This is a genomic window from Lachnoclostridium sp. An76 (assembly GCF_002161355.1).
Classification (GTDB): Bacteria; Bacillota; Clostridia; order Lachnospirales; family Lachnospiraceae; genus Mediterraneibacter; species Mediterraneibacter caccavium.
Window position 1 is genome coordinate 1 of sequence record NZ_NFHL01000012.1, and the last position, 21,961, is coordinate 21,961.

Here is a 21,961-nt window from a genome sequence, read left to right on the forward strand (position 1 = left end):
AGCGCGGTGAAGGCATCCCCGTACTGTACGTCCCGGGGCACGCTGTTCAGGGCGCTCTCCACCTTGTCCGCGCAGCTTTTCATGGCGGAGACGTGCTCCTTGCACTGTTCCAGGATGGTCTTTAAGTCCTGGCACATGGTCTCGATCTCTGAGGTCTGGAATACTCGGTTCATTACTTTTTCCCTCTCTTTTCTTTTGTGTGCTCTGCGTGGGCGCCCCGCCTGTTTCACATTTCTCCTCTTCTCCTCACAGCAAGCGCCTCTGTTTTTGCTCATCTTCTTCCCGCTGACAGACAGAGTTGCAGCATGGTTTAAAAACGCGCACGGGCAGGTGCAGAAAATAGCGCCGATCCATATCGACGCTATTATACCTATATTTTATATGATCTGCAATATGAACTTGTAGAGGGATTTCGATGGAAGCTCACTCGTGTATCGGCGTGATTACAATATTTTCCGGTGCGATCTCCGTCTTCCTTGTCACGATATCCTGGCTGCAAGAAGCAGACTTATCCATTGGAAAATTTCCGTGTAAGAAAATAAAAATCCAGCTTCGCACTTTGCACTAAAGCCGCTTATGGAAACACTGATCTTTCAGGAACAGGAGTTTCTCTTCCCGGAACATCACATGATCCGGCATTCCTCTGCTGTCCAGCTCTTCGATCTTTTCCCTCTGGACGAACCAGCAGATGGGCTGGACTCCGCCGCATTCCCCGTCATCCCCGTGTCTCTCCGGCCGGAGATAGTAGTTTCTCTCAAACGGAAGAAGCGCAGTGCTCTCCAGGTCAAACCGGAGCATATTCTCTCCCCGCTCTCCCCAGACAGGCACAAAGTCATGGGCACGGTATCCGAACCACTGTACGTCCTCCGGGATCTCCCTCTCTGTATGCAGGGTCACTCCCCAGTCTGCCGCTTCCGCCGTATGAGCGTCCACCCGGCGGATCCGCGAGAAGTTCTTGCACCCTGTCAGGCGCGCCGCCTCCCGGCTGACCGGATTTTGGAAGAGCTCCTTTGTCTCCCCCGCTGCCGCCACATGCCCTTCGTCTATCACGACCATCTCTTCGCTGAACCGATAGAGCTCATCCCGGTTGTGCGACACCATGACCACTGTCCCTTTATAATCCGCCAGCATTTCCATCAGTTCCTGCTGCAGCCGGTCTCTCAGATACATATCCAGCGCAGAGAACGGCTCGTCCAGCAGGATCACATCCGGCTCATACGCCATGATCCTCGCCAGCGCCACTCTCTGCTGCTGCCCTCCTGAGAGCTGGACGGGCAGACGCTTTCCCAGCCCTTTGAGCTGAAATTTTCTCATCATCTCACGCACACGCGCCTCTTTTTCCCGTCTGGTCCCCTTCAGCCCTGCCGCGATATTTTTCTCCACTGTCATTGTGGGAAACAGGGCATAATTCTGGAACAGGTATCCCACATTTCGTTTCTGGGGCTTCAGGTCGGTCCGGTTCTCCCGGTCAAAGAGAGTCCGTCCTTCCACCTCTATATGCCCCTCGTCCGGCGTCTCAATACCGGCGATGCATTTCAGCGTCATGCTCTTGCCGCAGCCGGAAGCGCCCAGGATGCCGATGCGACGGGACTCGCTCTGGAACTCCATATCCAGCAGGAAACTGTCCAGTTTCTTTTTGATCTGTACTTTGATCGGCACCGGCTACCACCTCCCGATATTTTTCATCTTCTTCCCGGAGATCAGGTTCATGAAAAAAATCACGGCAAACGCGATGACCATGACCACTGCCACCCAGATCCCGGCGGTCAGATAATCTCCATCCTGTATGACCATTGCGATCTTCTGGGAAATGGTCCCTGTCTTCCCCGGGATATTGCCTGCCAGCATGGACGTTGCGCCGTACTCTCCCAGCGCCCTTGCAAATGTCAGGATCGTCCCTGAGGCGATCCCCGGTCCCGCCGTGGGGATGATGATCTCCCAGAATATCTTTATCTCGGACATTCCGAGAGTCCTTCCCGCATACACGAGATTCACGTCGATCTGCTCCATGGCTGCCCTTGCGTTCCTGTACATGAGGGGAAAGGCGATCACTGTCGCCGCGATGACGCATCCCAGCCATGTCTGGACTACTTTGAACCCGAACTCATCGAACAGGAACTCTCCGAAAGGCCTTCTCCTGCTGAATAAGAGCAGGAGAAAGAAGCCCGCCACAGTGGGCGGCAGCACCATGGGAAGGGTCAGGATCCCATCAATGAGCGCCTTTTTCCCCGGGGACGCCTTCACAGCCTTGCGCGCTGCAAATATCCCCAGGAAGAACGAGATCACCGTTGCCACGATCCCGGTCTTTATAGATATAAACAAAGGACTCCAGTCCAGCTCTTTTAAAATCTCCATGATCTCTTCCATTGTATCCGGCTCCTCCGCCTGTTGTTATTCTACATCCGTGTCAAAATAATAAGACTCAAACACTGCTTTCGCCTCATCCGAGAGAACAAAAGCGAGAAAATCTTCTGCTGCTTTTGTCTGTGCCTCATCCGCTTCCTCATTTACCACGCGGGCGATCGGATAGATCACATCTCCGGTCAGGTCGCAGCTCACTGTCTGGAGGATTTCCAGGTCATCCTCATATCCGTATGTATCGGAATAATACGTCGTTCCCACCTCGCAGGATCCTTCCGCGACCGCAGTGAGCACCTTGCTCACGTTATCCTGCTCGCTGATCTCCACGCCGCCCAGAGCCTCTGAGACCTCCTGTGTGGTAATGGACGCCGGGTCGTCCGTCTCCGGAAGCATCCCCAGGTGAATGAGCGCCTGTCTTGTATACCTGCCAGCCGGCACACTTCCTCCTGCCAGGGCGATACTCTCCGCTTTTCCCATGTCTTCCAGCCCTGTGACCTGAGTCCCGCTGTCTTTCAAAGTGACGACGACAACCTGATTATTCACGACATTTGCCCGCGTTCCTTCGACCATCAGTCCGTCCGCCTCCAGGTCGTCCATCTGCTTCTGTGCCGCGGAAAAGAAAATATCGCACTCATACCCCTCCCGGATCTGTGTCAGGAGAGTGCCTGAGCTGTCTGCGTTAAATGTGATCTTTACCTCCGGGTGCTCCTCGTGGTACAGATCCGCCAGTTCTGTCATGACGGTATCCAGGCTCGCCGCGATAAATACCTGGATCTCTGTGTCCTCTTCCCCGGCTCCGCCGCCTTCCGCCTGCGCGTCTCCGCTGCCGTCAGCGTCCGCCCTGTCTTCGCCGGCCCTGCATCCTGCCATGGAAACTATCACAGCCAACGCTGTCAGCGCTGCCAGAAACTTCTTTTTCATTCCGCTGCCTCCTTCCATTCTTTACATCAATTATATTCGAATGCTTTTTAAAAAGCAATCGATTATCCTGAAAAGACGGCTGTTTTCGCCTGCTTCTGTGTGCAATAACAGCCGTCCTGTGGATCTGTATCTTACTGCGCCGCCCGGCCCGGTCAGCCAGCCGGTATATCGTCCGGCCATCTGCCGGACACTGTTCTAGAGAAAGATTTCTCTGTACTTTTCCTCTGCCAGTTCGGTCAGTTCTTTCTCAAAGCGTTCATACCTGGAGAGCAGCCTCATGCCGTCCTTGCTGACTCTGGCGCTGCCCCCGTTCTTTCCCCCGGGGCTGCGCTCAACGATGGTATAGCCCAGCTCTCTTTCCGCCCTCTCCAGCATCTTCCTGCCTTTGCTGTAAGATAGCCCCATCTTCTCACAGGCATCGCGGACAGACCCTTCCCCGCGGATACACTCCAGGAGCGTCTTTACCCCCGGTCCGAAGAATGGCTCTGTGCCCACAAGCTGTACCTTGAGCCTGGGTCGGATCTTCTTTTCTGTCCCACTCTGTCCTGCCATAGGCTATTTCACCGCTTTCTTCTTTCTCTCATAAGGCGTATCCGACAGCGGGAGCTTTGTCTGGAATTTCCCGTTCCACTTGTAGTATGCCCCTGCCACTGCGGGCGCTGTTGGGATGGATGTGATCTCCCCGATGCCGATGGCGCCGTATCCCACATCCACGCCGGGCTTCTCTACGATGATCGGCTCCACATCCGGCGTCTTATCCGCCTTAAAGAGTCCCAGCGTGCCATAGCGGGACACCGGATACCCGTCCTTGATCTCATACTGCTCTGTGAGCGCATAGCCAAGGCTCATGACCACGCCGCCCTCGATCTGCCCTTCCACGCTGATGGGGTTGACCGCTTTTCCTACATCGTGTGCCGCAACCACTTTTTTGATGGTCCCGTCTTCGTTCAACACACAGACCTGTGTCGCGTATCCGTAAGCCACATGGGATACCGGATTCGGCACATCGCTTCCCATCTTGTCTGTCTTAGCGAGGTATTCTCCCACATAATCCCTGCCTTCCAGCGTCTCCAGATCGCTTCTTTTCAAGTCCTCCATAAGTTTCTCGCAGGCGCGCTTTGCCGCCTCGCCTGTGATCAGCGTCTGGCGGGAACCGGATGTGGTCCCCGAATCCGGGGAATTCGCCGTGTTGGGACGGCAGTACACGATCCTGTCAATGCCAAGCCCTGTCGTCTCGGACACGACCTGGGTCAGCACAGTCCCAAGTCCCTGCCCGATGCAGGACGCCCCTGCATGGATCTCTACTTTTCCGTCTTTTACAAGAAGCCTGCAGCGCCCCCAGTCGGGAAGGCCTACGCCCACGCCTGCGTTTTTCATGGCGCATGCGATGCCCGCGTAAGGCTCGCTCTCATACACTTCTTTCACCGCCTCCAGTGTCTCCGCCACCCCGGTGGACGCGTCTGCGATCTGCCCGTTGGGGAGTACCTGTCCCGGACGGATGGCGTTGCGGTAGCGGATCTCCCAGGGAGAGATACCCACCTTTTCTGCCAGCAGGTCCAGGTTCCGCTCTGAGCCAAAACAGGTCTGTGTCACCCCGAAGCCGCGGAATGCCCCCGCAGGCGGATTGTTTGTATACACTGCCTTGCCGTCAATGTCAATGACCTGGAAATTATACGGTCCTGCGGCATGGGTGCAGGCTCTCTGGAGGACCGGCCCGCCCAGGGAAGCGTATGCCCCTGTGTCGGATACGACTACTGCCTTCATGGCGGTCAGATAGCCGTTCTCATCGCATGCCGTGGTGATGTCCATCCACATGGGATGGCGTTTCGGGTGCACGACGATGCTCTCCTGGCGGGACAGCTTCACCTTCACGATCCGCTTTGTCAGATAGGCCAGCAGCGCCGCATGATGCTGTACGGACACGTCTTCCTTTCCGCCGAATCCGCCGCCTACCAGCTTATTTTCCACGATCACCTTCTCCGGCGGCAGCCCCAGCATGATGCAGCACTCGTGCTGGGTATCATAGGTACCCTGGTCCGAAGAATAGATGAACACGCCGTCGTCAAAAGGCATTGCCACCGCGCACTCCGGCTCCAGGAACGCATGTTCTGTCCAGGGCGTCTCATAATGCGTGGTCACTTTATATTTTGACTCCGCGATCACTTTGTCCGCATCCCCCCGCACAAGATGTTCGTGTGCAAGGATATTCCCGTCCCCATGGACAAGGGGCGCGTCCGGCTTCATCGCCTCAAAGGGATCCAGCACCGGGTCCAGCACTTCGTAATCGACTTTTACTTTCAGCTTTGCCTGCTCCAGGATGTCCTGATTTTCTGCCACGACAAGGCAGATCGCATCGCCCAGATAATGGGTCACCTTCCCCACCGGGATCATGGTATCCCAGTCATGTTTCAGATGTCCCACCTTGACTTCGCCCGGGATATCGTCCGCTGTGTACACTCCGATGACCCCGTCCAGTGCGAGCGCTTCTTCCGGATGGATGGCCAGCACCTTTGCCCGTGGGTATTCAGAGCGCACCGCGCTCCCGTAGACCATGCCGTCCAGATAGATGTCATCGGGATATTCACCGGTACCCAGCACCTTCTCCTTCGCGTCGATCCTCTGGATCGCCTGGCCTACACTGACCTGCCCGCTCTCCTCATGCACCGGAAGATCCTCGCGGAAGATCTTCGCGCTTAAAAGGATCCCTTCTATGATCTTTTTATACCCTGTGCACCGGCAGATATTATTCCGGATCGCAGCCACCACTTCCAGCCGGGTGGGGTCGGGATTTTTATCGATCAGTCCTTTCGCGCACATGACCATGCCCGGGATGCAGAATCCGCACTGCACTGCCCCTGCTGTGGCAAAAGCGTAAGAATAGACTTCTTTCTCCCGCTCACTTAATCCTTCTGCCGTGACGATCTCTTTTCCCTCGACCTTTGAGAGCATGGGGATGCAGGCGCGGGTCGTCTTCCCGTCCACCAGCACGGTGCAGGTCCCGCAGGCGCCCTGGCTGCATCCGTCTTTTACAGAGGTCAGGTGCAGGTCGTCCCGGAGGAACCGCATCAGTTTTTTATCTTTTTCCGCCTCGTATGTTTTTCCATTTACCAGAACCTTGATCATAAGTCTTCTTCCTTTCATAGACTCCTTAAATCTTCCCGCCGGTCCACATCGATCAGCTCTTCCGCCTCTGCCTCCACGATCCTGATCTGTTCTCTGTGGCTGTCCATGATCTGGCGGCCGCCCACATCTCCTGTAAGCTCCGCCAGCCCGGGGAAGTATCTCCTGTCCCAAAGGACCGGATTTCCTGTTTTCCCGGACCTTCCCGCGCATATGATGCTTCCCGGGTGCAGGGCCGCTGTGTTAAAGATCCTCTGCATGGTGGCAGTCTCGATCCCCGGCTGGTCGCAGACCGAAAACAGGATGCCCCGCAGGCGGTCTTCTCTTCCCGCATCGGCAAATGCTCTCTGCACTGCCTGAAGCCCCAGTCGGAGCGACAGAGCGATCCCCCTCTCCGGCTCCCGGTTCTGCACGGCTGTGATCCCTCTTTTCTCTGCGGCTTCCGCGATCTGACGGTCACCGGTCACGATAAACGACGGGAAAGAGGAAAATGCCTCCGCCTTCTCCAGCATATGTTCATAGAGAGGCTTCTCCCGGACCAGCGCCCGGAGCTTGTCGCCCCCGAATCTCGTCCCTGCTCCAGCGGCGAGTATGACGATGGCATATCTGCCCTGCATCAATGCGAATCTGTCCACCGCCTCCAGCACGCCGCCGCCGATGGCTCTCGCCTTATCGGAGATCGTATAGCAGTGGGAGATCTCTGCCCTTGCGTCAATGTCGCCGATCTTAAGATTTTCTGTGACAGCCGAGCCTTCCTGGAGCATGCCTCTGACGATCCCGCTCATCTGCGCGTATACCGGCTCCCCGCCTGTGACTGCAACGACCTGTCCGGCTTCCACAAAATCGCCTATTTTGACCCTGGGCTCGATCTTTCCCGCTGCTGACGCCCGGATCAGCCGCTCAATGGTATAGCCGCCCACATTGCCCGGCACTCCGGTGTTTGGGATCGCGCTGCCCTGCCAGATCACATTTCCCAGTGTATGCCCTCTCTTCGTCTCCACCACACAGTGGCAGTCATTTCCGGCAGTAAATCCCGGTCCCACTCCAATGACAAAGGGAGCGTCCGTGATCTCTGTCCCGAGATTTTTCTTTGCCAGGATCGCGTCCACGATCACATCCGGCTCGAACCATCTCCGGCACCGGGCCTCCGGGTCCACTATCACCGGGATATCCCCCCGGCTTAAAACCTCACCGGCTTCTTCCTGCGAATCCGCCCGGAATGCTCTCATCTCTTCCACTTCCGCGCATCCCTCATAGACTGCCCTTGACAGGGCCACTGTCCGCCGGACTGTAAGAGGTTCTGCTATTTCTGTCATCAGGATCTGATGTCCCGCTCCGTAAAGCCGGGAAGCGATCCCCGTGGCAAGGTCGCCGGCTCCTTTGATCAGTATCTTCATGCTGTCTGTCCTGCCTTCCGTGAGATCATCTGCTGATCTTCATTTCCTGCTTGATTCATTTATTGCTTGTTTTATTTATTGCTTGTTTTGTTTATTGCTTCCTGACGTCCATACGCGAGGTGACGACCACCCTGCCGATCCCCCTGTCTTTCAGCAGGCTGCATATGGCAAGCGCCGTTTCCCTTCTCTCAGCGTTGTCCGCCTTATTTAAAACAACCGTGTATGCCGCCTGTTCCGGACAGCCTTTTCTCCCTGCCTCCGGGGAGGCGGCGAGAAGAGCGATATCCTCAGGGGTGACGGGCTCCGTCCCGTTTTTTTTCAGGATCTTCTCTGCCAGCTCTTTTCGGAAGCAGACGTTTTCCAGCTTTTCCTCTACTGCGTCCAGCCCATATACGCTCAGCACATGGGTCGTCCGGGGATGGATCACGGGCTCGTGTGCCGCCGGGACTTTCATCGGCATTTTCCGGGCTCCGTCCGCCTCGACCAGCACCGGAACGTTCAGTTTCCAGATCTGTTCCATGAACAATTCCGGCAGGCCGCAGAGCTTCCCGCCCGGGGCGGGAGATCCTGTCCACACCTGTCCGAAACGGTCCAGCTTTTCCCTGACCTGATCTGCAAAAGCCCTGGCTGCTTCCCGCAGCTTCCGGTCTGCCAGCCTTTCACCGGCCGCTGCCCTCAGAAAATACGGCTCGTCTTCCTCCAGGATATGGGTGCTGGTCGTGACCACGGCCTGCTGCCCCTGCCGGGCAAATTCCTCTGCCAGCCTGTGCAGAGCCGTCGTCTTGCCGCCCGCTCCCACAGCGGAGACCACCGGACATCGGGCAGGGCATCGGCATCCAGGGGATCCCGACGCTCCCGCGGCAGAAGCCGCAGGACGTCCCTTCTGTGCCCCCAAAATCCCCAGTGCATCTGCCAGAGAGGGGATTTCACACAATCGGTCTTCTCTGTAAATCCATATCATATTATTCTGCGCCGTGGCGGACATAAGTCCCTGCCTTTTCCACAAGGATCTTCCCGTTCTCCGCTGCCAGCGTTCCTCTCAGATATACCTGCTCCGCCCTGCCCCGGATCGCTGTCCCTTCCATGGGGCAGTAATCACAGGCAGACTGCTGGTCTTCCGCGCTCAGCGTCCACTCTGTATCCGGATCCCACACGACGATATCCGCGTCCGCTCCGGGGATGAGCGCGCCTTTCCACGGATAGAGATGATAGAGCTTCGCCGGATTTTCCGACAGGTAGATGCACATCTGCTCCGGCGTGATCCTCTCCTCATTGACCCCGAACTGCCAGATCAGCGCCGGGCGCTCCTCCGCCCCGGGCATCCCGCAGGGAGTCTTCGCAAAGTCCTCTGCCCCTGCCGTCTTCTGCTCTTTTGTAAAGCTGCAGTGATCTGTGGCGATCGTCTGGATCCGACCTTCCTTCAGCGCCTGCCAGAGCGTCTCCTGGTTCTTTTTCTTCCTCAGCGGGGGCGCGATCATATAGTGCCTTGCCTCTTCCGCGGGAAGGGAATATTTCTCATCATCCAGCACAAGATACTGGGGGCATGTCTCCACATAGACAGTCTGCCCCGCTTCCCTGGCTTTTAAGATCTCCCGGTACCCTGCGGCAGTGCTTAAATGCACGACGATGACAGGGGTATCCACGCATTTCGCGATCTTTAACAGCCGGGAGACCGCCTCTGCCTCCGCCTCTTTGGGGCGGGTCCACGGATAATCGGAGACGTCCTTTCTGTCTCCTTTTCTCTTCTCTACTTCTTTCAGCCTTGCCTTAATGATCCCGTCATTCTCACAATGGACTCCCGCGATCCCACCCAGTTCCTTTAACCGGGACAGGATCTCATACATCGTCTCGTCGTCCACCATGGTGTCATAGGTCATATACAGCTTAAAGGACATGGTCTCTTTTGCCACGATCTCTTCCAGCTCCCGGCTGATCTCTTCATTCCAGTCCGTGAGCGCCAGATGGAAGGCATAGTCGCAGGAAGCCTCCCCGTCCGCCTTTTCGTGCCAGTTGTCCAACGCCTGCCGCAGGCTCTCGCCCTGATACTGGGTGGCATAGTCAATGATGCAGGTCGTTCCCCCTGCCAGCTCCGCCTTTGTCCCTGTGTCAAACTTATCTGCGGTCACTGTATTGCTCACTTCCAGCGCCATATGCGTATGGGCGTCGATAAAGCCGGGGAAAAGGAGCTTCCCGCTCACATCCACGACCTCCGCGTCCCGGAATTCCAGGTCCTCGCCCACTGCGAGGATCTTTTCCCCTTTTACAAGAAGATCCACCTTTCTCATCCCATCTCCGCTGACAATTGTACCGCCCTTGAATAACCGTTTCATCACTGACCCCTTCTTTCTGTAAGTTCCCGGCCCGGCTGCGCCCCGGGAAAGATGGCGCCGCCGGACCGGCATTTGTTTCTAGTCTCTCAGGAGATATCCGTAATCCCTGCACACTGCCTCCATCAGTTTCTGCAGGCCGTCCGGGATCCTCGTCTCTTCCCCTTTTGTCCACACATAAGTATCTCCAAAGAACCTTACCTTACACTTCACTGCTTCTCTGTCGAGCACTGCAAATCCCTGGTTTTTACTGTCCTCCATGTCTTTTTCATCGGCGAACAGGGTAAATTTGTCCAGATAAGGAGCGCTGTCATACGGGCAGAAGCTCTTACAGTTGCCGCACTCATTGCACATATAGTCCACATGGATGATCTGGTGCTTCTCTATGCCCGGGACACGGATGGCGATGTTGGCCCGGTTGGGGCATACTTCCACGCAGTTCTCGCAGATGCCTTCACAGCCGAGGCAGCGTCCGCTTTCCTCTCTGTCCTCTCTCGCATCGGCAAGGTTTCCTCTTCTATTATACACGGTTTCTTCGTCTGTCTGTGAAACAATCTCCTCTGCCAGGCTTTCTCCGATGACTGCCTCCGCCGCTCTGCGCCCGTCCCGGATCCCTTCCACGACAGTGGCCGGGCCGCCGAGCCCGTCGCCCACTACATAGACTCCGGCAAGGTTCGTCTCGCATGTCTCTTCATTCACAAGGGCGCGGCCTCTGTCATTTACATGGATGCCGTTCGCCTCATAGAACCCTGTGGGCACTTTCTCTCCCACTGCAGCGATGACCGTGTCCGCCGGGATTTCTTTTTCTTCTTCTGTCTCAACGACGCCTCTCCTGCCGGACGCGTCATGATCGCCCAGCTTCATCACTTTGCAGAGAAGCCTGCCGTTTTCTGCTTTCACCGGGGCGAGCAGTTCCATGAACTCTACGCCGTCTTCCACAGCCATCTCCAGCTCTTCCTCGTCCGCCGGCATGTATCTCTTTGTCCTTCTGTATACAAGGTACACATGCTCCACGCCTTTCGTGCGCTTCGCTGCCCTTGCGGTATCCATGGCCGTGTTTCCTCCGCCGATGACGACCACATTTCTGCCGATATCCAGGTTTCCGTCCTTTTCCTTAAAGTCAGCGAGGAACTCCAGCGCATTGACCGGATCGCCTTTTTCCAGCTTCAGCCTGCCCGGCTCTGAAGCTCCCACTGCAAGGATCACTGCCGTGTATCCGGCATTCTTCAGCATGCTGATATCCGTGATCTCTGAATTCAGGTAAATGTTTACGCCCAGCTTCTCAAGAAGCGCCGCGTCTTTATCAATGGCATTCTCCGGGATACGGAAGCCGGGGATCACATGGCGCACCACGCCGCCCAGGGCGCCGCGCTTCTCAAACAGCGTCACATCCATTCCTGCTCTTCTCAGGAAGTACGCCGCCGCCATTCCTGCCGGTCCGCCGCCGATGACTGCTGCCTTTCCGGGTCTTGTCACAGCCGGAGCCGTGATCTTTCCGGTCAGGGCGTCATAGCCGTTCTCAGCCGCGATCTTCTTCATCTCGCGGATATGTACAGAATCCTCATAGAAATTGCGGGTGCATTTTCCCATGCACGGGTGGGCGCAGATCGTTCCCGTGATAAACGGGAGCGGGTTCTTCTCCGTAATCGCCTTCAGTGCCTCTTCGTATTTTCCTGCTTTCACAAGCTGCAGGTACGCCGGGATATCCTGATGGATGGGACATCCCTCTTTGCACGGAGCGGTGAAACAGTCCAGGAGCGGCACCTGTTTTTTCATCTTTCTCGACGGCAGCGGCTTCACCGCCTTCACATGATAGGGGCTCACCTTTGCATCTGCCGCCAGCTGAGCCGTCTTTTCCGCGCTGACGCCTGTAAACACATCGTTCTCCTTCTCCAGGAGCGACGCCATCTGTGCCGTCCTGTCATATCCGCCGGGTTTGAGCAGTGTGGTGGCCACGGTGACCGGCCAGATTCCGGCGTCCACGATACCTTTGATATTATGGAAATCCGCGCCGCCCGAATAGGAGATCCTCAGTTTTCCGTCAAATTCCTTCGCCAGCTTCGCCGCAAGGGAAATAGACAGAGGATACAGGGACTTCCCTGACATATACATTTCCTCGCTGGGGAGCTCGTTCTGCTTCACATCCACGGGGAAGGTGTTCGTGATCTTTACGCCGAACTCCAGCTCCCTCTCCTGACAGACTTTCATCAGACGGTCCAGCATGGGGACAGCGTCCTCCCACTGCAGGTCGTCCTTAAAGTGGAAATCTCCGAACGCCACATAGTCATATCCCATGTCATCCATAGTCTTTCTCGCGAACTCATATCCCAGAAGGGTCGGATTGCACTTGATAAACGTGTGGAATCCTTTCTCCGTGATCAGGTACATGGCGATCCGCTCGATCTCCTGGGGCGGGCATCCGTGAAGCGTAGAGATCGTCACAGAGTTGCAGATGTCGCCGGAAATACTCTCGATATCCTCTTTCGTCACATGCTCAAACAGATCCGCATGTTCCAAAAGATATGCCCGGCAGGATTTGAATATCTCGGAATCCTGGGCGCGCTTCATGGTATTTAAGAAATTGTCGATCTTCTCGGACTGGATGCCCGCCAGATCGTAGCCCACGCTGATGTTGAACTGGAATCCGTCCATACTCCCGAGTCCAAATTCCTTAGCCGCGATCTTGCAGAGGAACCATGCCTTGATGTATTCTCCCATCGCCTGCGGCACATACAGTTCAGTGGACCACTCGCAGTTATAGCACTCGTCGTCCGCCTTGATGCACGGCTTGTTCACGCAGGCGGACAGCTCTGCGCCGTCCATGATCTGCACGGTCTTCAGCTCAAAGAAACGGCTGCCCGTGTAATATGCCGCCACGATATTCTGCGTGAGCTGGGTGTGGGGTCCCGCGGCGGGACCGATGGGCGTCTCCAGCGTCCGCCCGAAGATCGTCCTTGCATATTTCTCATCTGCATGGTACGCATGGCGGGTTCCAAAGACAGTCCCGTACTTTTTATGTTCTGTCATCATCCAGTCAAGCAGCTGGGCAAATGACATTGGTCTCATAATATCACTCATATCTTTCCTCCTGTATCAGAAAATCAGGTTATGCAGCCGCGTCCGGTTTGTCCTTTGGCAGGATCAGGTTCAGGATCACAGCGAAGATAGTCGCCAGCACCACCGGAGAGGATGCAAAGGTATTGTTGATGATGGACTGGAAGCTCTCCAGGCTCATGCTCATGTTCAGGGCGCTGTGGATGCTCTGTGTCATCTGATCCAGGCAGCCGTCGCTTAAGGATACGCCCATGCCGATAGCGATGGAAAGCCCTGCCACTGTCGTATTGCGGTAAGTCAGCTTCTCTGTCACGAGCAGCTTGATGCCGGTCATGGCGATGGACGCGAACACGGAAGCAACCGCGCCGCCGAGCACGCACTGCGGGATCGTCCGCAGCAGTGCGGAAAACTTCGGGATCAGCCCCGCTACGAGAAGGATCACTGCCGCCACGGAGAAGACCTTTCTCGCCACAACTCTCGTAGATCCGACAATACCTACATTCTGGCTGTATGTCGCCGTCGGCGGGCAGCCGAACAGCGCGCCCACGATATTACTGATGCCGTACCCGATGATACCGCCGTTCAGCTCATCGTCCGTGGGGAGGCGGTCCATGCCGCCTGTAGTCGTGGCGGAGAAATCGCCCATGGCCTGGATCGAGTTGACCAGGAACAGGATCGCCAGGGGCAGGATCGCCGAGATGTCGAATTTCAGCCCGAATGCCAGCGGCATCGGCACCTGGAACCATCCCGCGGATGAGAGGGCGGAGAAGTCCACCATCCCGAAGCAGAGCGCCACCACATACCCGCAGAGGAGACCGATCAGGATCGACGCCAGCTTAAAGAGCCCTTTGCCGTAATGGTTCAGAAGGACTACGATGCCCAGCGTGATGAACGCTACCAGCCAGTTCTGCCAGGAGCCGTATACAAGAGCCGCTGTTTTTCCCTGCTGCTCCACGATCAGTTCATATGTATTGGAAGAGTTTCCTGCCATGTAGTTGACTGCGGTGCTGTAAAGGGAAAGCCCGATGGCCAGGATCACAGTCCCGATCACAAGTGGCGGGAATACCTTCCTGATCTGACGGATAAACAGCCCTACGAGGATCGCCACAACGCCGCCGATGATCATGGCGCCGAATATGGTATTGACGTCTTTCGCCTGGGCGGCGATGGCTGTCATAGTCGGCACATAGGCAAAGCTGACGCCGATGATGACCGGCAGGCCGCTTCCCAGTTTGATCTTCTGCGCATACAGCTGTAAAAGCGTGGAGAGCGCCGCAAACACAAGGGACACCTGGATCAGCAGGCCCATGTCCACATTGCCTCCCGCATTGTTCGCCGCATTGGCGACCAGGATCGCCGGCGTCACGCATCCCACGACCGCTGCCAGCACATGCTGCGCCGCCAGGGGGAGCACCTGTCCCATCGACGGTTTCCCGTCCCATTTGAATAACTGCGAATTGTCACGTTTCAGTTTTGTATCACTCATTTTTATTCACCCAATATTGCCCCCGGCAGATACAATGCCGGGCCCTTCCTTTCATTATTATTTGTGTCTTTGATCCAGACCATGACCCCTGGCCCTGACCCTTCTTCCTGGCCTTGACCTTTCTTCCCGGCCTTATCTGCTGTTGATCCTGGACGCCAGTTCCGCCGCTGCCTGGCGGCAGTCCGCCATGACCTTTGCCTCATCGATCTGCGTCAGCCTCCGGTCTTTCATCAGGACCCTGCCGTTGGCGACGGTCGTCACTACATCATGCCCAGTCACCCCGAATACGAGATGGCCGTTGATATTGTTCTCATTCATGGGCGTCAGCGGATCATATGCCACGATGATCACATCTCCTGCCGCCCCTTCTTTCAGCACGCCCAGCTCGGGTTCAAAGTACCTTCCCGCGATCTTTGCGTTATTCTCAAAGAGCATCTGCGGGACTTCCGACCACGCCGCGTTGGGATCGCAGAGATGATGTTTGTGCAGTACGTTCGCCACCTTAAAGGACTCCATCATGTCATGGGTATATCCGTCTGTCCCAAGCCCGGTCAGGATCCCTCTGTGCACCAGCTCCATGGTGGGCGGGCAGCCGCACGCATTGCCCATATTGGACTCCGGGTTATGTACGACCATGGTGCCTGTCTCTTTGATCAGGTCCATCTCGTGGGGATTGATGTAGATGCAGTGCCCGAGCAGCGTCTTTTCTCCCAGGATCCCGTGATCCATCAGCCGGTCCACGATCCGTTTCCCGTAATGCTTCAGGCAGTGGTGGAGATCCTCGATCCCCTCCGCCACATGGATGTGGTATCCCACTTCATCGGGCTTGTTCGCCGCCGCAAGCTCAAAGGTCTCATCCGAGATCGTAAACTGCGCGTGCATGCCCATCATGCCCGCGATCATCCCGCTCTCATCTTTCAGCGCATGCCGGATAAACTCCGCGTTCTCCATCACGGACGCCCGCGCCTTGTCCATGCCGTCCCGGTCTGAGATCTCATAGCACAGACAGGACCTGACTCCCGTCTCCTTTGCCGCCTTTTCGATCTCAAAAAGAGAGCCTCCGACCGAGCCGAAACTTGCGTGATGGTCAAAGACCGTGGTCACCCCGTTTTTGATACAGTCCACATAAGTCGCCATGGCGCTTAAATATGTATCATGGAGCGTCAGGTTCCGGTCGATGGTCCACCACATCCCGTCCAGGATATCAAGGAATCCCTTCGGATCGTAGCCCTTTATGGAAAGCCCTCTTGCAAACGAACTGTAGATATGCTCATGTACATTGATAAAAGCAGGCATGATCAGGCCGCCTTTTGCATCGATATACTCCGCGTCAGGAAACGCTGACCTGATATCCTGCGACTTCCCGACCCGGCAGATCTTCGTGCCCTCGACCGCGACCGCGCCGTCTTCGATGAACGGACATGAGGCGTCTCTTGTAACTACTCTTCCATTACCTAAAACCAGCATCATTTCTTCTCCTTTTTTATTTATTTTACACACATCTTTAAAGGCACACTCTCTCCATTTTCTGTGCACTTCGCATATAAATATACTTTACTTCTTATAGAATACCATCAAATATATATAATTGCAACAAGAATTCTAATTAATTTTTAGGTGACCTAAAAAATTTTTAGAAAAACTATTGACTCTCATTTTTTTTATGCTATGATGGGTTTAGAAACACACATCACAAACACATTTTCCCGCTGGTTCACGCAATGAAAAAGGCAGGTGAAAAAATGGTTCAGAAACTCGGATTTTTAAAACAGCTCGCGCACGGGCTCACAGCCCAGTTCGGCAGTTCCTGCGAAGTGGTCATCCACGATCTGACAAAGAAAAACCTGGATAAATCCATCGTATATATTGAGAACGGGCACGTGTCCAACCGGCACGCCGGCGACGGTCCGTCCGGGATCGTACTGGAGACGCTCCGCTCAGATCCCGCGAAGATCAAGGACAGGCTCGCCTATCTCACCAGGACAGAGGACGGACGGATCTTAAAATCCAGCACGCTCTACATCCGGGATGACAACGGGAAGATTGCCTATATCTTTTCCATCAATTACGACATCACCGCCCTGCTCGCTGTGGAAAACGCAGTGCACGGGCTTGTGCAGACAGGGCCGGAAGACAGCGGGGAAGGCAGCTCATCAGATACACCTCAGACGATCACCCACAATGTGACCGAGCTTTTGGATCTGCTCATCGAGCAGGCCATCGCGAAAGTAGGGAAGCCGGTCGCTCTCATGAATAAGGATGACAAAACGGCTGTGGTACAGTATCTGAACAACGCCGGGGCATTCCTCATCACCAAATCCGGCGATAAGGTATCGTCCCTGCTGGGAATATCAAAGTTTACATTGTACAGCTACATGGACAAAGGATGAACATGCGCCAGGGACAGCATATCCTGACGCGTGAGCCGGCTCACAGGCGGCAGGATATGGCGGCACCGGCATATGGCGGCCGCCATACAGCCCGGAGGAGCCGCACAGCGGCGGATCCGGGCTGGAGCAGGTTCATATCAGCGCATGTTCACAAAAACATAATAAAGCAATCATTTTTAAGGAGGTTCCTCAATGGATACGATCAAATGGGCAGTCAACAAAATGCCGAAAACCGAAGATTCCAATCTCCCCATCATGGGGCTTGACGAGGTCAGGAAGGCGCGCGCCTTTCACGAGAGCTTTCCCCAGTACAGCGTCACTCCCCTGGCGAAGCTGGACCGCATGGCAGAGCGCCTCGGCCTGAAGGAAGTCTACGTCAAGGATGAGTCCTACCGTTTCGGGCTCAATGCCTTCAAAGTGCTGGGCGGCTCTTTCGCCATGGCGCGCTACATAGCGAAGCAGACCGGGAAAGACGTGTCGGAGCTTCCATATAATGTGCTCACCTCGGAAGAACTCAGAAAAGAATTCGGCCAGGCAACCTTTTTCACCGCGACAGACGGCAACCACGGGCGCGGAGTCGCCTGGGCTGCAAACAAGCTGGGACAGAAGGCGGTTGTCCTCATGCCGAAGGGCACCACGCAGACAAGGCTGAACAACATTCTTGCAGAGGGAGCTCAGGCAACGATCGAGGATTACAATTACGATGAATGTGTGCGCATGGCGAACGCCATGGCAGAAAAGACAGAGAACGGCGTCATGGTGCAGGATACCGCGTGGGACGGCTACGAGGAGATCCCGTCCTGGATCATGCAGGGGTACGGCACCATGGCAATGGAAGCGGACGAACAGCTCCACGATTACGGATGCGAACGTCCGACCCATGTATTCATACAGGCAGGCGTCGGTTCTCTTGCAGGCGCTGTCCAGGGATATTTCGCGAACCGGTATCCCGAGAACCCGCCAAAGGTTGTTGTCGTAGAGGCAGAAGCCGCGGCCTGTCTGTACAAAGGAGCATGTGCGGGGGACGGGGACATCCGAATCGTGGACGGCGACATGGTCACCATCATGGCAGGACTTGCCTGCGGAGAGCCCAACACGATCTCCTGGGATATCCTGAAAAACCACGTCGATACATTTATCGCATCCCCTGACTGGGTGGCAGCGCAGGGAATGCGCATGCTCGCAGCTCCGGTCAAAGGCGACCAGCCGGTCACTTCCGGTGAATCCGGAGCCGCTCCCTTCGGGACACTGGCGTGCATCATGACAATGGACGAATACAAGCCGCTCAGGGATCACCTGGGTCTGGATGAAAACTCCAGAGTCCTGCTCTTCTCCACAGAAGGCGACACGGACCCGGAGAGATATGAATCCATCGTCTGGGGCGGAAATGACAGATAGCTGTCTTTTCCCGGCATAAATCAAGGAAACCATCCAACTTTTATCCGTTCAGGCGGCCCGGTGCCGCACCCTCCGCGGCACGGCGCCTGACAAAGAGACTTTCATCATATTTTCAGATCAGAAAAGGAGAGAGAAAACTATGGATTTCAACAAGATCAAAGAAGCAGCGCAGAGTTATCAGGCGGACATGACCGCATTCCTGCGTGCCATCGTCAGGAACCCGGGCGAGAGCTGCGATGAAAAAGCACACATCGACACGATCGCCGCAGAGATGAAAAAGCTGGACTTCGATGAGGTCGTCATCGATCCCCAGGGGAATGTGATCGGCTATATGGGCACAGGCGACAGGATCATCGCATACGATGCGCATATTGACACCGTAGGTATCGGCAATATCGACAACTGGACATTTGATCCATACGAAGGATATGAGAACGAGACCGAGATCGGCGGGCGCGGCGTGTCCGACCAGTGCGGCGGCCTGGTGTCCGCAGTATACGGAGCAAAGATCATGAAGGATATGGACCTGATCCCCGAAGGATGCAAGATCATGGTCGTGGGGACCGTCCAGGAGGAAGACTGCGACGGCCTGTGCTGGCAGTACATCATCAACGAAGACAAGATCCGCCCGGAATTTGTCGTATCCACAGAGCCGACGGACGGCGGCATCTACCGCGGACAGAGAGGGCGCATGGAGATCCGCATCGACGTCAAAGGCGTCTCCTGCCACGGCTCCGCCCCGGAGCGCGGGGACAACGCGATCTACAAGATGGCTGACATCCTTCAGGATGTGCGCGCACTCAACGAAAACGACGACGCTGACGAGACAGAGATCAAAGGACTCGTAAAAATGCTCAATCCGAAATACAATCCGGACTGGGAGGAAGCGCGATTCCTCGGACGCGGCACTGTCACAGTATCACAGATCTTCTACACATCGCCGAGCCGCTGCGCGGTCGCTGACTCCTGCGCGGTATCCCTTGACCGCCGCATGACATTCGGAGAGACATGGGAGAGCTGTCTGGATGAGATCCGCGCACTCCCGAGCGTAAAGAAATACGGCGATGACGTGATCGTTTCCATGTACAACTACGACCGCCCATCCTACACCGGATGCGTCTATGAGATCGAATGCTACTTCCCGACATGGGCGATCCCGAAGGACCATAAGGTGACAAAGGCTCTCGAAAAAGCATACACCTCTCTCTACGGGGACAAAAGGATCGGCGCGGAGGAGACTCTGGAAATGCGCCAGAGCCGTCCGCTGACAGACAAGTGGACATTCTCCACAAACGGAGTTTCCATCATGGGAAGAAACGGCATCCCCTGCATCGGATTCGGACCGGGCGCGGAAGCGCAGGCACATGCGCCGAACGAGAAAACATGGAAACAGGATCTCGTCACTTGCGCGGCTGTATACGCGGCACTGCCCGGGATTTACTGCGAATAAAACGTCCGAGAGGCATCATATGTGTCCTTCGCTCCGACGTTCCCGCGGCTGCGACTAATCCACAGAGCCGTAAGGGTGCGGAGCGTTCGCCGAGTGCGGCTCCGCCCCGCGCCCTAACGGCTCTGGGATGGATTCTCCGCCGCTCCACTTGGACTTCCGCTCCGGACACACACGCCGCCTCTCTAGGTTCATCCGCCGTAAAGGAAAAATGCAGGCGGAAGTTTGCTGGAGAAACGCACAATTTTTCAAATGAGGAGTTTATAATTTCCGATCTGATGACACAGAAACGGATTTTCGTCCGCATACTATAAAATTTTTTATTTCAATATTCAAGGAGGATAAACAACATGAAAACTTTACAGGATTACATTGACAAGCTGAATGCCCTGAACTTTAAGGATATGTACAACGGGGACTTTTTCCTGACATGGGAGAAGACGGACGACGAGCTGGAGGCAGTTTTTACTGTTGCTGACGCGCTGCGTTTCATGAGAGAGAATAACATTTCCACAAAGGTATTTGAGAGCGGTCTCGGCATCTCTCTTTTCCGCGACAACTCCACGCGCACCCGCTTCTCTTTCGCTTCTGCCTGCAATCTGTTAGGGCTTGAAGTACAGGATCTGGACGAAGGCAAATCACAGGTTGCCCACGGCGAGACTGTGCGCGAGACCGCGAACATGATTTCCTTCATGGCGGATGTCATCGGGATCCGCGATGACATGTACATCGGCAAAGGAAATGCTTACATGCACGAAGTTGTCGACGCTGTAACCCAGGGCAACAAGGATGGCATCCTTGAGCAGAAACCGACGCTTGTGAACCTGCAGTGTGACATCGACCACCCGACACAGGCAATGGCTGACATGCTCCACATCATCCACGAATTCGGCGGCGTTGAGAACTTAAAAGGCAAGAAGATCGCCATGACATGGGCTTACTCCCCGTCTTACGGGAAACCGCTCTCCGTTCCCCAGGGTATCATCGGACTGATGACACGTTTCGGAATGGACGTTGTACTGGCGCATCCGGAAGGCTACGAAGTATTCCCGGAGGTCGAGGCTGTGGCTGCGGAAAATGCAAAGAAATCCGGCGGCACATTCACAAAGACAAACAGCATGGCAGAGGCATTCAAAGACGCTGACATCGTTTACCCGAAGAGCTGGGCTCCGTTCGCGGCAATGGAGAAACGCACCGAGCTTTACGGAAACGGCGACTTCGACGGCATCAAGGCTCTGGAGCAGGAACTGCTGGCACAGAACGCGGAGCACAAAGACTGGGCCTGCACAGAGGAACTGATGAAGACGACAAAGGACGGCAAAGCGCTCTACATGCACTGCCTGCCCGCTGACATCACAGGCGTGAGCTGCGAGGAAGGCGAAGTCGATGCAAGCGTATTTGACCGTTACAGAGACCCGCTGTACAAGGAAGCAAGCTACAAACCGTACATCATCGCAGCTATGATCTTCCTTGCGAAATTCGCCGATCCGGCCGACATTCTCAAAAAGCTGGAAGAGAAAGGCACGCCCAGGATCTTTAAATAAGTAAGAGCATCGATTTCTCAGACAGAGGCCAGATATCTTGAAAACAGATAAAATCTGAGGGCAAAAATATATCAACAGCCGGGACCCTGTTCCCAGGCACAGCAGACATTAGGAGGTATCACGATCATGTTAAAATATGTTGAAACAAAAAACGCACCCGCAGCTATCGGACCGTACTCACAGGGGATCATCCTGAACGGGATTGCTTTCTTCTCAGGACAGATCCCGCTCTCCCCGGAAACAGGGGAAGTCGTGGGCACGACGATCGAGGAGCAGACAGAGCAGGTCATGAAGAATATCAAGGCGCTTCTCGAGAGCCAGGGCGCTGAATTCACTGATGTTGTCAAAACGACATGCTTCCTTGCAGATATGGGTGATTTTGCGGCATTTAACGAAGTGTACGCAAAGTATTTCACAGGCAAGCCGGCGCGCTCCTGCGTTGCGGTAAAAGCGCTTCCGAAAGGAGTCCTCTGCGAGGTAGAGACGATCGCCGCTGTAAAAGAGGCTTAATGCAGG

The 21,961-nt window shown here is 55.5% G+C and carries 16 protein-coding genes; 5 read left to right on the forward strand and 11 right to left on the reverse strand.

What is annotated here, in order from left to right:
* Positions 1-564: 564 nt before the first annotated feature.
* From B5G27_RS14835 to ssnA, 11 genes are all read right to left on the reverse strand, one after another.
* Positions 565-1,659, reverse strand: a complete 1,095-nt coding sequence (locus B5G27_RS14835; RefSeq protein WP_087179631.1) for a sulfate/molybdate ABC transporter ATP-binding protein — start codon at positions 1,657-1,659, stop codon at positions 565-567.
* Positions 1,660-1,662: 3 nt separating this feature from the next.
* Positions 1,663-2,367, reverse strand: a complete 705-nt coding sequence (modB, locus tag B5G27_RS14840) for a molybdate ABC transporter permease subunit (RefSeq protein ID WP_087179632.1) — start codon at positions 2,365-2,367, stop codon at positions 1,663-1,665.
* A 24-nt stretch (positions 2,368-2,391) separates the two neighbouring features.
* A complete protein-coding gene (gene modA, locus B5G27_RS14845) occupies positions 2,392-3,282 on the reverse strand; it encodes a molybdate ABC transporter substrate-binding protein (RefSeq protein ID WP_087179633.1) in 891 nt (296 codons plus the stop codon).
* Between the two features lie 195 nt (positions 3,283-3,477).
* Positions 3,478-3,834 carry a winged helix-turn-helix domain-containing protein gene (locus B5G27_RS14850; RefSeq protein ID WP_087179634.1) on the reverse strand — a complete coding sequence of 119 codons (357 nt, stop codon included), beginning with the start codon at positions 3,832-3,834 and terminating at the stop codon, positions 3,478-3,480.
* A gap of 3 nt (positions 3,835-3,837) precedes the next feature.
* Entirely contained in the window at positions 3,838-6,405 is a 2,568-nt protein-coding gene (xdh, locus tag B5G27_RS14855) for a selenium-dependent xanthine dehydrogenase (protein WP_087179635.1), read from the reverse strand.
* Between the two features lie 14 nt (positions 6,406-6,419).
* Complete coding sequence (gene yqeB / locus B5G27_RS14860) at positions 6,420-7,799, reverse strand: selenium-dependent molybdenum cofactor biosynthesis protein YqeB (protein ID WP_087179636.1); 1,380 nt, start codon at positions 7,797-7,799, stop codon at positions 6,420-6,422.
* 91 nt (positions 7,800-7,890) lie between these two features.
* Positions 7,891-8,760, reverse strand: a complete 870-nt coding sequence (gene yqeC / locus B5G27_RS14865; RefSeq protein WP_162611267.1) for a selenium cofactor biosynthesis protein YqeC — start codon at positions 8,758-8,760, stop codon at positions 7,891-7,893.
* 1 nt (position 8,761) lies between these two features.
* On the reverse strand, positions 8,762-10,129 hold the full coding sequence (gene hydA, locus B5G27_RS14870) for a dihydropyrimidinase (RefSeq protein ID WP_087179673.1): 1,368 nt from the start codon (positions 10,127-10,129) through the stop codon (positions 8,762-8,764).
* A 78-nt stretch (positions 10,130-10,207) separates the two neighbouring features.
* A complete protein-coding gene (gene ygfK, locus B5G27_RS14875) occupies positions 10,208-13,204 on the reverse strand; it encodes a putative selenate reductase subunit YgfK (protein ID WP_087179638.1) in 2,997 nt (998 codons plus the stop codon).
* A 28-nt stretch (positions 13,205-13,232) separates the two neighbouring features.
* Positions 13,233-14,666 carry a uracil-xanthine permease family protein gene (locus B5G27_RS14880; protein WP_087179639.1) on the reverse strand — a complete coding sequence of 478 codons (1,434 nt, stop codon included), beginning with the start codon at positions 14,664-14,666 and terminating at the stop codon, positions 13,233-13,235.
* Positions 14,667-14,798: 132 nt separating this feature from the next.
* The gene (gene ssnA, locus B5G27_RS14885) at positions 14,799-16,133 is read right to left on the reverse strand and encodes a putative aminohydrolase SsnA (protein WP_087179640.1); all 1,335 of its coding nucleotides are present in this window, start codon (positions 16,131-16,133) and stop codon (positions 14,799-14,801) included.
* A gap of 275 nt (positions 16,134-16,408) precedes the next feature.
* Here ssnA and B5G27_RS14890 point away from each other — a divergent pair, with 275 nt between their 5' ends.
* From B5G27_RS14890 to B5G27_RS14910, 5 genes are all read left to right on the forward strand, one after another.
* On the forward strand, positions 16,409-17,056 hold the full coding sequence (locus B5G27_RS14890; RefSeq protein WP_087179641.1) for a helix-turn-helix transcriptional regulator: 648 nt from the start codon (positions 16,409-16,411) through the stop codon (positions 17,054-17,056).
* Between the two features lie 192 nt (positions 17,057-17,248).
* A complete protein-coding gene (gene dpaL, locus B5G27_RS14895; protein WP_087179642.1) occupies positions 17,249-18,454 on the forward strand; it encodes a diaminopropionate ammonia-lyase in 1,206 nt (401 codons plus the stop codon).
* A 139-nt stretch (positions 18,455-18,593) separates the two neighbouring features.
* Entirely contained in the window at positions 18,594-19,904 is a 1,311-nt protein-coding gene (locus B5G27_RS14900; protein ID WP_087179643.1) for a YgeY family selenium metabolism-linked hydrolase, read from the forward strand.
* Positions 19,905-20,251: 347 nt separating this feature from the next.
* On the forward strand, positions 20,252-21,445 hold the full coding sequence (gene ygeW / locus B5G27_RS14905; protein WP_087179644.1) for a knotted carbamoyltransferase YgeW: 1,194 nt from the start codon (positions 20,252-20,254) through the stop codon (positions 21,443-21,445).
* A gap of 126 nt (positions 21,446-21,571) precedes the next feature.
* A complete protein-coding gene (locus tag B5G27_RS14910; protein ID WP_087179645.1) occupies positions 21,572-21,955 on the forward strand; it encodes a RidA family protein in 384 nt (127 codons plus the stop codon).
* Positions 21,956-21,961 lie beyond the last annotated feature (6 nt).